Source organism: Polynucleobacter sp. P1-05-14 (genome assembly GCF_018881675.1).
In the GTDB taxonomy this organism is placed as follows: Bacteria; Pseudomonadota; Gammaproteobacteria; order Burkholderiales; family Burkholderiaceae; genus Polynucleobacter.
The window spans coordinates 20,174-33,680 of sequence record NZ_JACVPV010000008.1 but is presented as its reverse complement, the minus strand read 5'-3'; the positions used below and the strand labels follow the sequence as shown (position 1 = coordinate 33,680).

The following is a 13,507-nucleotide window of genomic DNA, read 5'->3' as shown; positions in this document are numbered from 1 at the left end:
AACATCAAAATTAGAGTGGTTTATTGCCCAAATGATCATTTAGATGGGAAATATCAATATTTTGAGGTTGGCATTCGGAACAAGGCAAAATAGACCTTAATTTCAATAGAGCTTTGGAGAAATACCTTTGTCCTCAAGTACCCATATCAATTTCAAGCAATATTTGACCTCCACGAAGCCAGCTGGCGTTGCTATCCCGGCTGGATTGCAAGATTTGCTGATCGCGGTTGTTAATACCTGCTCAACTCTCAGTCATGAAGTAGCGCAGGGCGCCTTGATTGGCTTGTTGGGTTCTGCTGGCACCGGCAACGTACAGGGTGAAGTTCAGCAAAAGCTCGACATCATTGCTAACGATCTATTAATTGATGGCGTTAAAGGTTGTAAATCGCTCGCAGGTTTAGCTTCAGAAGAAATGGAGCTCCCAGTTCCAGTCCAGGGCACAGGTGACTACTTGCTACTGTTTGATCCACTGGATGGCTCATCTAATATTGATGTGAACGTGTCGATTGGAACTATTTTTTCTGTTCTCAAGAAACAAGACCCGAATGCACCGTTACAGACCTCTGACTTTTTATTGTCAGGGCGTCATCAAGTTGCTGCGGGTTATGTAGTGTATGGACCTCAAACCACGATGGCCTTGACCTTGGGTGATGGTGTGGTGATGTTTACCTTGAATAAAGTGACTGGTGAGTTTCTGCTCATCAAGGATGCGGTAAAGATTTCTCATTCAACCAAAGAGTTTGCAATCAATATGTCCAATATGCGCCACTGGGCTGACCCAGTACGTCGTTATGTTGAGGAGTGCTTAGCTGGCGTCAGTGGCACCCGTGACAAGGATTTCAATATGCGTTGGATCGCTTCGATGGTGGCGGATGTGCATCGTGTTTTATCTCGTGGCGGGGTATTTATGTACCCATGGGATCAGCGTGAACCGCACAAGCCAGGTAAGTTGCGCCTGATGTACGAAGCCAATCCAATGAGTTTCCTGGTAGAGCAGGCGGGTGGTGCATCTACTAATGGAACGGATCTCATTATGGATTTGCAGCCAACAGACTTGCATGAGCGAGTTTCTGTAATGCTCGGCTCTAAAGAAGAGATTGATCGTATTCAGAGCTACCACTCATAAGTGCATTAGTAATTCACTAATAAAAAACCCAATCAAGCGATTGGGTTTTTTTAATGACCATACAGTTGTGATTAAGGTCTCACCTGTTGTTTAAGGTAAGCAAGAGACTCTTCCACTTGGTCAATCAGAATCAAGCAAATATCGCCTGCAGCAAGATCATTTAGAGCTGTATCAATAGCCTTAAATTCACCATGAATCTCTTTGACTTGTTTGGCCTTAGTGGCGCCAACTAAGCCTTCTTGCAATAGCTTTAATACTTCGCCATCTTCACGGCCACGTTGGCAGGCATCTTGATAAAGAATGACGTTGTCAAATGAGTTGCCCAAGATACGGGTTAGATCACGGATATCTTCGTCACGACGATCGCCTGCACCGCTAATAACCACGTGGCTCTTCTTGGGTTTCATGGCCTCAACGGCGCTAGTAAGGGCGCGCATAGCATCGGGGTTGTGACCATAATCAGCAATGACGGTGGCGCCATTATGTTGAAATTGATTAAAGCGTCCCGGTACGGAATTCGGATCGCTTTCAAAGCTATGTAAACCGCGAGCAATCTTTTCGGCATCAAGACCAAGAGCCCAGGCTGCGCCAATCGCAGCCATGGCATTTTCAATTTGGAAGCCTAGTACGCCATTTTGGGTCAGGGGAATTTCGCTAACGGGGAAGCGATACATCACACGCGATCCCTTGGAGGCAACAATGTAGGTGCCATCAAAATAAATGACTTTTTTATTCTTAGCGCGATGAGCGGCAATGACTGGGTGATGTTGATTTTGGGCAAAGAAAATCACTCGACCAGAACACTTGTCACCCATCTTCACAACCATTGGGTCTGCCGCATTGAGTACTGCGGCACCGGTTGGGGCAACGTTTTGCACAATCACGCGCTTGAGAATGGCTAAATCTTCAACGCTAGTAATGTAATTAAGGCCTAAGTGATCACCTTCGCCAATATTGGTTACCACCGCAACTTCGCAGCGATCAAAGCCAAGACCTTCGCGGAGCATTCCACCGCGAGCAGTTTCAAGTACGGCAGCATCTACATCGGGATGCATTAATACATTGCGAGCACTTTTAGGACCACTGCAATCGCCGGTATCGATGAGGCGATGATTGATGTAAACGCCATCAGTTCCTGTCATGCCAACGCGTAGGCCAGTTTCATTTAACAGGTGAGCAATAAGGCGCACCGTAGTAGTTTTACCGTTCGTGCCGGTAACCGCTACCACTGGAATGCGGCCATCTTCACCTAGTGGGAACATCATATTGATGATGTCTTCGCCAACGGGACGTCCTTTGCCATACGAAGGCTTGAGATGCATACGTAAACCAGGCGCAGCATTGACTTCAACAATACCGCCACCTTGTTGTTCCAATGGCTTGTAGATATTTTCGCAAAGGATGTCTACACCAGCAATATCAAGTCCAATCATCTGGGCGGCCGCGACTGCGCTCGCTGCTACATCCGGGTGTACATCATCGGTAACATCAGTAGCGGTTCCGCCTGTACTGAGATTGGCATTATTGCGGAGCAGAACGCGTTCGCCAGTCTTGGGCACGTATTGTGGGGTAAGACCAGAGCTTGCAAGATGCGCCATGGCAATGTCATCAAAGCGAATTTTGGTTAATGCTGTTGCATGACCATCACCACGCAATGGATTTTTATTCTCGATTTCAACAAGTTCGGCAACGGTGTGACTGCCATCACCAACTACTTGTGCTGGCTCACGCCGAGCAGCGGCCGAGAGGCGGTTGCCAACGACGAGTAGGCGATAGTCTGCACCAGGAAGATAGCGCTCAACAATCGTTTCACGGCCAAAGGCTTGAGTGACAACAAAGCCAGCGCGCACTTCTTCTTCAGTTTGAATGTTGGCAACAACGCCTTTGCCTTGATTGCCATCTTTCGGCTTTAAAACAATCGGACCGCCAATTTTTTGAGCGGCACGCCAAGCATCATCAGCGGTGGTAACTACTTCGCCAATAGGAACTGACACGCCAGCAGCGGCAAGTAAGTTCTTGGTGAGTTCTTTATCTTGGGCAATCGCTTCAGCAATTGCGCTGGTATCGCTAGTCTCTGCAGCTTGAATACGTTTTTGTTTGCTGCCCCAACCAAATTGCACCATGCTGCCTTCAGTCATGCGGCGGTAGGGGATGTTACGTTGTACTGCGGCATCAACAATGGATCCAGTACTTGGTCCAAGGCGAACGTCTTCGTAAAGAGCTTCTAACTCTGAGAGGGCGGCAGCGAGATCAAATGGCGCATCGTTGAGTGTTGCTTGAATCAAAGCAAAACCAAAGTCGAAAGCCATGCGACCCACGACTTCTTCGGTGTATTCCACTACCACTTGATAAACACCAACATCGACTGTTTGCACTGTGCGACTAAAGGTAACGGGGCAACCCGCTTGAGCTTGAAGACCAAGCGCTGCATGCTCAAGAGCATGGGCTAAAGAAAGCACTTCATTGTGGCCACCGCGACGCATGCTCCCTAGCTGAGGAAAGCGCTCGCGAATCTTGGTTTCAAATTGAGGGATAGAGTCGATTGAGCGTTCAGACTCATCACAAGAAACAATCGCTTCTAAGGCGGTGTGGCGGCTCCATAAATTTGGGCCGCGCAACATGCGAATACGGGTAATTTCCAATTAAGCCCCTGTAGCAGTAGTGGCGTCAGGCACGAATGTTTCTGCGCCTGCTTCGATAACGTTAAATGGAATTTCCAGAGCCCAGGCTGCTGCTATAGCTGCACCTAAATTCATGGTTTTCCAAGGAGTAGAGTGGTTGGCTTCTGAGTGATGCGGCACAGGAATAGATTTCTGATCCAGCATTCCAGACTTCAAGGTAATTTGCTGTTTACCAATGACAACGGCACGACCGCCGTTTGTTAAGTGGGCTTTGACAATCTCAGAGTCCGAATTCTCGCTAAAGAAGATCACCTGACCATCACAAAGCTCGGCCATTTGTACGCACATTGGATCATCAGCATTGAGTACGGCAACACCGGTTGGAAGAACGACATCAACCTGGGTGCGTACAACGCTGAAGACTTGGTCTTCATCGTAAATAGCGTACTGCGGGAAGTTGGCTGTTGGATCGACATTGAGAACTACGCCAACTTGGCAACGATCGTAAGCTAAGCCTTCAATCAACATTGACAAATGATTGTTCTCAATCACCACCGCTTCTACTGCACGATTCAGAAGAGTGCGTCGGGCATTTTCCCAATTCGATGCATTGGAATTGGGAATGGCGCGGTTGCCGAAAAACAATCCTTTACTGCAAGACAGTCCAACATACACATTAGTTAAGCGTAAGAAATGGGCAATCATTTCGGCGACAGGGGTTTTGCCTCGTTCACCACAGACGCCAACTACTGGAATGCGGAAATCCACTCCAGGCGGGAAGAGGTGATTTGCTATCTCCTTGCCAACGGGTTGTGGTTTGCCGCTGGCAGGCTTTAGATGCATCAGCAGGCCAGGACCAGCATTGACTTCAACAATGGCAGCGTTTTGATCTGCCAATGGTTTGCTAATGTCCTGAGCCACTAAATCAACGCCAGCAATTTCAAGACCAACGACACGAGCAGCTAAGGCTACTTGACTGGCAACATCAGGATGAATTGAATCAGTGACGTCAAATGCCACGTTGCCGTTGCTCTGAATGAGTACTTTGTGATCTATTGCAGGAACACTATCACCCTTTAATTGTTGACGTGCCAGCTCGAGCTCTACTGCAGAATCTATGCGCACAGGATTAAGAGGATGTTCTTCCGCAGTGCCGCGACGGGGATCAGAATTAATCTGTATTTGAATGAGCTCATGAACGGTATGTTTGCCATCACCAGTGACCCATACGGTTTCACCTTTTGCGGCAGCAACTACTTTGTTGCCTACAACTAGTAAGCGATGCTCATCACCAACAATATGACGCTCAACTAATACTTCGCTACCTTCATCAATCGCAACAGCGTAAGCGGCTTCAATTTCTTGTTGGGTATAGAGATTGATAAATACACCGCGGCCATGATTCCCATCAATTGGCTTCACTACTACCGGTAAGCCAATATCTTGTGCAGCTTCCCAGGCATCATCAGGGCTGGTAACGGTTCTACCCTCGGGTGTTGGAACTCCAGCGCTACGTAGCAAGCTCTTAGTTAAATCTTTATCGCGAGAAATGGTTTCAGCTATTGCGCTCGTTTGATCGGTCTCTGCTGTCCAGATGCGGCGTTGTTTGGCGCCATAGCCTAGTTGAACCAGGTTGCCTTCAGACAAACGAATCGATGGAATGCCGCGCTCTTCCGCTGCATTCACAATGCATGCCGTACTTGGCCCAAGCAATAGATCATCACCAAGGTCACGTAAATTTTCGATGATGGTTTGCACAAGAGAAACACAATCAGCATTATCTTGCGCTAAAGCTAAATAAAGGTCACGCGCATATTTGAGGGCGGTAAGTGTGACCTCTTCATTGATGGCGCTAACCATGACTTTATAAACGCCGCGCCTATCACCGTCACGTGCTTTACCAAATCCGCCAGGAATGCCGGCTAAATTTTGTAGTTCAAGCGTGAGGTGCTCCATGATGTGTGCAGGCCATGTGCCTTCTTCAACGCGCTTAAGGAAGCCGCCGGTTTCACCATAACTACAGCGATGTTCAACGAGACTTGGGAGGGCTTTTACTAAGCGGTCATAAAAGCCAGGAATCAGATTAGAGGGATAGTCCTCTAAATCGCCAATATCGAGCCAAACCTCAATCACGGGATGGTAAGTCCACATATTGGGACCACGGAGATGCTTAACGCTCAGAATCTCGATGGATTTATCTAGTAATTGGGGCATATGCAGTATTGCGATGGTCAGCGCCAGCTTTTGGCGTTGACGCGTCAGACAGTCTCTCTGTTTCTAATAGTTATTTGAAAAACTCACAAAATTGGCAAAAATACATAAAAGGGCCTACTTAGACAATTTAACGGCTTTTGACCCTCTAAAGTTGACAGGAGCAATAAATCTAAAAAATTCAGCTCCACTATACTTTTAAGGTCAATGAAGCCACAAATCCTACCTTTTGCCCCTGTGCTACCTAGCTATTGGCTGGCTATTTTGGAGGCTGAAACTTCCCCGATAAAGAGCCCCGAAGCCCTGCTAGCGTGGGTTGAGCTCGATTTAGGCGCCGATTTACGCTTTGAAAAAAGCCTGCTTTTGCTCAACGAACAAGGTCTATTTTGGATGGACGGCAAGGTATTTCACTCCTGGAAGTTGGAGAAAAACACCCATTTAATCCACGGTGATCATGCTGGAGTAGGGCATCTACGCCTAGAAACCCCCGATAAATTGCTGAGTTCCTGGAATTTCACCTTGGCGGTTAATCCCCAAGTGCTTCGCTTCCAGTCCAGTTTTAAGCAATTAACTCGTGGTGAAGAAGTTAGCAATGGTGAGGTCAGCGAGTATGACAAGCAAGTTTGCCCAGTTTGCTTAAGTCCTAAGCCCGCGAATTCGGATTCTTGTCCGACTTGTGATCCTGAGGACGATGCACCGCCATCTACTTGGACGCTATTTAAACTCTGGCGTTTTGCACGGCCCTACAAGAAACAATTGTTGCTGGGATTTGTATTGACCCTGCTATCTACGGGTGCGACTTTAATTCCGCCTTACCTCACTATGCCATTAATGGATCATGTGTTGATTCCATATGAGCGCGGCAATCCTATTGATTTTCATTTGGCCAGCATGTATCTGTTGGCATTGTTTGGCGCTGCAATTGTTGCTTGGGGTCTGGGTTGGTGGAAGACCTATTTACTTGCATTGGTGAGTGAGCGCATTGGTGCTGATTTACGCAATACTACTTTCGAGCACCTACTCAAACTTTCGCTGGAATACTTTGGCGGCAAGAGAACTGGTGACTTGATTGCCCGCATTGGCGCTGAGACCGATCGTATTTGCGTTTTCCTCTCCTTATACGCGCTGGACTTTGCTACCGATGTGTTGATGATCACTATGACCGCGGCCATCCTGGTATCCATTGATCCTTTGCTGGCCTTAGTTACCTTGGCACCATTGCCATTCATTGTTTGGATGATTCATATAGTGCGCGATCGTTTGCGTTTTGGTTTTGAAAAGATTGATCGCATCTGGTCTGAAGTAACTAATATTTTGGCGGACACTATTCCAGGCATTCGGGTAGTCAAAGCCTTTGCCCAAGAGGATCGCGAACTGAAGCGCTTCGTGGATTCTAATAAACATAATCTACAAATCAATGATCGCGTGAATCGCGTATGGGGATTATTTTCTCCTACGGTAACCTTGCTAACTGAAACCGGTCTACTAGTGGTGTGGGGTTTTGGTATCTGGCAAGTTGCGCACCAGAAAATTTCTGTTGGTGTTTTGATTGCTTTCTTGGCCTATATCGGACGTTTTTATATTCGTTTAGATTCTATGAGTCGGATTGTTTCGCATACACAAAAAGCCGCTGCTGGCGCTAAACGTATTTTTGATATTTTGGATCACGTCTCTAGCGTTCCTGAGCCTATCAATCCAGCGCCTTTGGGTGAAGTCAAAGGCCGCATCTCCCTGCGTGGCGTAGGCTTCCGTTACGGTAATCGTGCTGTTTCTAAAGGCGTTGACTTGGATATTGCTCCCGGAGAAATGATTGGCCTAGTAGGTCATAGTGGTTCCGGTAAGAGCACTTTGGTGAACCTGATCTGCCGCTTCTATGACGTGAGTGCAGGATCGATTTCCTTGGATGGTCGTGATATTCGCAGTATCAGAATTGCTGACTATCGCAAGCGTATTGGTTTGGTATTGCAAGAACCATTTTTATTCTTTGGCACGATTGCAGAGAATATTGCTTACGGTAAACCAGATGCAACTCGCGAAGAAATTATTGAGGCAGCACGCGCCGCTCATGCCCATGAATTTATTCTTCGCCTTCCTTTAGGTTATGACTCCTTGGTAGGGGAGCGCGGTCAATCACTTTCTGGTGGCGAACGTCAGCGCATATCCATTGCTCGTGCATTGCTGATTAATCCAAGTATTTTGATCCTAGATGAAGCAACATCCTCGGTTGATACCACTACTGAAAAAGAAATTCAGCGTGCTTTGGATAACCTGGTTAAGGGCCGCACTACGATTGCAATCGCCCATCGCCTCTCCACCTTAAGAAAAGCAGATCGCTTAGTGGTTCTAGATAAAGGTGAGATTGTGGAAATAGGCTCTCACGATCAGCTGATGGAAGCCCGGGGCGCGTATTACACCCTGTATCAAGCCCAGCTGCGTCATGCTGCAGAGCTCGTTGAAGGCGGTGCTATTGGTGAAAGTCTGGAAGAAGAGCAAGAAGAAAAACTGGAAGAAGTAGCTAAGCACGTTGGGGGTGGAGTATGAGTCAGACTCATCAGTTAGAGCGTGATGCGCTAGGCCGTCTAGTCTTTATCGACAACAAAGGTGAGCGACACATTGGCGTTCATCCTGTCAGAGCTTTTCCAATTACCGCGCCTGCTGCGGGTATTGGCATCATGAATCAATCTGGAAAAGAGCTTTGTTGGTTCCCGGATGTCACCGCTATTTCTGAAGCAGAACTTGGATTGATCGAGGAAGAACTGGCTGAGCGCGAGTTCATGCCAGTCATTGAGAAGATCACTAAGGTTTCTACGTTCGCCACTCCTAGTATTTGGGATATCGAAACGGATCGAGGTCCAACACGAATTCGCCTCAAGGGTGAGGAAGATATTCGTCGAATTGCTGGCAATACATTGCTTATTGCCGATTCCAACGGACTACAATTTATCATCAAAGACTCTACGCAATTGGATAAAGTCAGCAAAAAACTGCTAGATCGGTTCCGCTAAAAAAGATTTACCCTGCCAATCCCAGTTCGGCAGGCGCCACCAGGGCACCCCCCCAATTGAGTGAATTCTCTGTCAAAACAGAGGGTTACGACTTGCGCATCCGTGTTTTAGGCCTGCTGCACTGCATTAGTATTAGGGTTATAATCTAGGTACTAACCCTTAAGGAGATTCAAATGACTGTTTTATTGAATATGATCAACCAGCTTTTTTCTGAAAGCAAGCCAAGCCAAGACAAGCCAGCTCGTCACTATGATTTTGACGGCGCTTACCGCGGCATGTAATTTAAAAATTACAGCAATTCAAAAGCCACCTTCGGGTGGCTTTTTTTATGACCAAGGGGAATTGGGAATGCTGGCAACTAAGTGGAAGTGCCTTGCAATTCAATTACTTGGCTTAGGGGTAATCACTAGTGCGCAAATAAAATTATCTTGATTCCAATCAAGATAATAAAGAGGATGATGTTTGAGAATGATTGAGCCCCTAAAGAGGGCGTGAAATTTATAAGAGAAATAATTAAAAGGAGCACGGACAGTGATTAAGCCATGGCATAACCGTTGGGCGCAGTTGGTATTTGGGATTATTTGCATGGGATTGGTTGCCAATCTTCAATATGCATGGACTTTGTTTGTTAACCCCATTCAAATCAAAACCGGTTGGGCCTTATCTGCAATTCAATTGTCTTTTTCTATCTTCATCGTAGTTGAAACATGGTTAGTCCCTGTTGAAGGTTGGATGGTGGATAAATTTGGTCCAAGAATTGTTATTCTGATTGGTTCAATCTTTGCTGCTGCCGGATGGGTGATGGATAGCTATGCCAACTCAATCGAAATGTTGTATGCGGCAGCTGTCGTAGCGGGTATTGGTGCTGGCTGCGTGTATGGAACTTGCGTTGGAAATGCGCTCAAATGGTTTCCGGATAAGCGCGGTCTTGCCGCGGGCTTAACTGCTGCTGGCTTCGGTGCTGGTGCAGCAATTACCGTAATTCCAATCGGCAACATGATTCTTTCTGATGGATATGAACATGCTTTCTTGTTCTTTGGCCTTGCACAAGGCGCATTGATTTTTTGTTTAGCATTGCTCATGACTAAGCCAACCCCACCAAAGGGGGTGCAGGCTGCGCCTCGCATTGTTACAACTAAAGTGGATTACACCTCCGGACAAATGATCAGAAAACCTTTGTTCTGGCTAATCTATGTCATCTTCGTGGTTGTAGCTGCTGGTGGATTAATGGTAACTGCGCAAATTGGCCCGATTGCTAAAGATTGGGGTCTCGCGAAATTGCCAATGGTGTTATTCGGCACTACTTTGCCGCTACTCACAATGACTTTATCAATTGATAACCTGTGCAATGGCTTTACTCGCCCTCTGTGTGGATTTATTTCGGATCGTTTTGGGCGGGAGAACACAATGTTCTTCGTTTTCCTTGGTGAAGGTTTATCAATGCTCGGTTTGATGCATTTTGGTAAAGACCCATATGCATTTATGACTTTTGCTGCATTGATCTTCTTGTTTTGGGGTGAAATTTTCTCGATCTTTCCAGCGATCTGTGCGGATACATTTGGTGTGAAAAATGCGGCTGGTAATGCCGGCACTTTATACACAGCAAAAGGAACTGCTTCTTTGTTGGTGCCTTTGGCATCCATTCTTTCCTCAACCGGGGATTGGAATACGGTTTTCATTGCGGGCGCAATCGTGACAATTACTGCGGCCTTTGCGGCAAAGTTCATTTTGGCGCCGGCTCGTAAGCGCTTTATTGATGATGCCAACAAGAATGCTGGTCATTAAAGTAGCAGTCTAAGTTTGTCAAAAGGGGTCTTCGGACTCCTTTTTTATTGCCTGCACCAATACGAGGGCAAATCCAAGATGAGGTTGGGGAAAATCAGATAAAATCACTCCATCATGAATTCCTCCAAAAACCGCTTCGTTCACTGGATTGCTGCCTTGGCAATTGCAATGAGTGCGCTGGCGCCGGCTGCATCTCAAGCAGTTTCAGTCGCTAAGCATGGCGAAGGTTTTGCAATGGAGATTTGTTCTGTCGATGGCAGCAAGATGCAAATCGATGTTCAAGATGACGGGAAAGACGTTGCCAATCAAATGAAGCCTTGCCCGTATTGTGTAGCGCAGAGCGTTATCACTCCGGCATTCAACACTAATCTCAGATTTGAAGCTCCGCAGACTTTCGCTTTGCTGCCTCAACTTTTCTACCAATCACCCAAACCACTTGCTGTTTGGATAACCCCGCCTTCAGCAGCTCCACCAGTACAAGCCTAATCAAATTAGGGCATAGCCTAGCTATGTAGTTGGCAACGATTTAATCAATACGTTGTCGTATTGTTCAGTGGAGCGGTAAATGTTATTTCAGCAAAAGAAAATCAGCGTATGCGTGGGTGTGCTATTTGGGTCTGTACTAATCAACGCGCAAGCACAAATTGCGCAGCCACCCGACTACGGTCAAAAAATAGGTGATGTGGTTGTTAGTGCCACTCGCTCTGGTACCGAGCTAAAGGACATGACTCAAAACACTTCTATTTTGACGAATGAAGATATTCAAAACGCCCCGGAAATGACGGTTGACCAGGTCTTAAAGAATCAAGCAAGTGTGTTTTTAAATGATCAACCGTATTATGAAAAGGACCCCACCGGTCAGAGTTTGAATGTCCGTGGTCTTGGTGCTGCGCGGACTCTGGCATTGATTGATGGACTGCCTGCAAACGACGCTATGTATGGAACTATTCAATGGAATCTGGTCCCGCTCTCAGCAGTGCAGGATGTAGAGCTGGTTCGCGGTGGCGTCTCCAATCTTTATGGCAACTATGGCATGGGTGGTTTAATCAACATCACTACCAAGCCCATTAACGATAACAAAGGCGAAGTGTCTGCCAGTTATGGTTCATACAATACAAGCAATGTGGCTGCTTCAAAAGAAGTGGCAGTAAATGACGTATTAAAGCTGCGAGTATCTGCGGACTACTTTAATACGGATGGTTATATTAACCAGCCCACTATTTCTCCGGCAACAGTCTACCCAGTAAAGAATAAAGCAGGGCAGTCTGCACCACTATTGCCTGGGATGGGTCCTGAAAGTGCTAACAGTGCAAATTACCGACTTCAAGGAGCCTTGAAATTAAGTTCTGATACGGATGCATTTTTTAATCTTGGTTCCCACGATATGCAAAATCTTCCAACTGGTGGATATAACTTTGCTACCAAGACAACTCAAGAAACTACTTTTTCTGGAGGAGCAACTACGCGTTTGAGTGCAGCGCAAAAGGTTCAGGTGAATGCGTTTTATGAAAACACCACTCTTTGGCAGCAAAATGTCAGCAATAGCGGTGCAACACCAGCTTATATTAGTGCCAACTATAACGATCCTTATTCAACACTGGGGGCATCTGCGCAATATACCCATGACTTAAAGGATCAAACCATTAATCAGGTAGTAGTAAGTGTTGATGGAAGACAGGTAGCTGCACAGAATTTAACGAATTCCTTTAGTTCTGCTGCTGGATATGCAAATGGAGTGGTTACCTCTTCTGATTTCGCAAAAGGTCAGCAACAGTTTTATGGTGTGATGGCGCAAATGAAGGCTAAAACAGATGCCATCCCATTGCAAGCTACTCTCTCACTTCGAGAGGATCAATGGCAAAGCCAGACCCCAACCTATTGGATCGCAGGTGCAAATGGTGTTCAAAATTACACCAATGTCCCTAATCAAACTGCATATAAGTTCAGCCCTAATCTGGGCTTGTTATTACAGGCTACTAAGGAGTGGGACTTTAGGGGGGCGGCCTATCAGGGTTTCCATGCGCCTGGTTTGAACAACACGCTTCGTACTTATGGAAATTCAACGAGCGTTAGCCTGGCCAATCCATTGCTGAGCCCCGAGAACATGACTGGCTATGAACTAGGGACTGACTATCGTTGGAATGCGGGCTTTGTGCAGATCACGGGCTTTAATGCGAATGTAAAAAACGCAGTTTATGCACCCAATGTTTCTCAGGCACAAGCTGCTGCTGCAGGTTGTCCAATCTCAGTTTGTACCGGAGCTAATGGCCAAACATTTAGCTTGTACGGCAATAATCAGAATCTTCAAAGTCGTGGGCTTGAGGTACAGGCACATCATGATCTCAATACTCAGTGGGCTGTTGATGGTACATATACCCATACGAACACCATTCTTACTTGGATTGGCTCGGGGGTTAGTGCATCCTTAAATCCAATTGGATCTCAGGTTGGCGGTGTGCCACAAAACATGGGTTATGCAGGAGTGACCTATATGCCGCTTCCAAAGACCAGTCTGACAGCCAATGTTCGTTATATTGGTAATTCTTGGTTGGATGGCGCACACACCTTACCAGTTCCTTCCTATGCAGTTGTTGGTTTAAAGGTGAACCATCAATTAACGCCAGAAGCCTCAGTATTTGCCAGTGTGATCAATATGTTCAATCGAAGCTACATCACTTACGGTACGGGAACTAGTCAAGGGAGTTATATCGCTGGGCAACCACAGAGCATTACTGTCGGTGCACGTATCATCTTCTAAT

The 13,507-nt window shown here is 46.6% G+C and carries 8 protein-coding genes; 6 read left to right on the top strand and 2 right to left on the bottom strand.

Going from position 1 to position 13,507, the window contains the following annotated elements:
* Positions 1-127: 127 nt before the first annotated feature.
* Entirely contained in the window at positions 128-1,126 is a 999-nt protein-coding gene (locus tag ICN37_RS06040) for a class 1 fructose-bisphosphatase (RefSeq protein ID WP_255538476.1), read from the top strand.
* 71 nt (positions 1,127-1,197) lie between these two features.
* On the opposite strand, the gene cphA (ICN37_RS06035) is transcribed toward ICN37_RS06040, so the two are convergent.
* Entirely contained in the window at positions 1,198-3,768 is a 2,571-nt protein-coding gene (gene cphA / locus ICN37_RS06035) for a cyanophycin synthetase (protein ID WP_216155651.1), read from the bottom strand.
* Positions 3,769-5,961: a cyanophycin synthetase gene (gene cphA, locus ICN37_RS06030; protein ID WP_216155648.1), complete on the bottom strand. Its 2,193-nt coding sequence runs from the start codon at positions 5,959-5,961 to the stop codon at positions 3,769-3,771. It abuts the gene before it with no gap.
* A 204-nt stretch (positions 5,962-6,165) separates the two neighbouring features.
* On the opposite strand from cphA (ICN37_RS06030), the gene ICN37_RS06025 reads away from it, so the two are divergent.
* From ICN37_RS06025 to ICN37_RS06005, 5 genes are all read left to right on the top strand, one after another.
* Positions 6,166-8,499, top strand: coding sequence for an ABC transporter ATP-binding protein (locus ICN37_RS06025; RefSeq protein ID WP_216155645.1), 2,334 nt, complete (start codon positions 6,166-6,168; stop codon positions 8,497-8,499).
* Entirely contained in the window at positions 8,496-8,963 is a 468-nt protein-coding gene (locus tag ICN37_RS06020; RefSeq protein WP_216155642.1) for a DUF1854 domain-containing protein, read from the top strand. The genes ICN37_RS06025 and ICN37_RS06020 overlap by 4 nt, the downstream gene beginning before the upstream one ends.
* Positions 8,964-9,548: 585 nt before the next feature.
* On the top strand, positions 9,549-10,748 hold the full coding sequence (gene oxlT, locus ICN37_RS06015; protein ID WP_237767790.1) for an oxalate/formate MFS antiporter: 1,200 nt from the start codon (positions 9,549-9,551) through the stop codon (positions 10,746-10,748).
* 114 nt (positions 10,749-10,862) lie between these two features.
* Entirely contained in the window at positions 10,863-11,234 is a 372-nt protein-coding gene (locus tag ICN37_RS06010; RefSeq protein WP_216155635.1) for a DUF2946 domain-containing protein, read from the top strand.
* 79 nt (positions 11,235-11,313) lie between these two features.
* Positions 11,314-13,506: a TonB-dependent receptor gene (locus tag ICN37_RS06005; RefSeq protein ID WP_216155633.1), complete on the top strand. Its 2,193-nt coding sequence runs from the start codon at positions 11,314-11,316 to the stop codon at positions 13,504-13,506.
* Position 13,507: the final 1 nt, after the last annotated feature.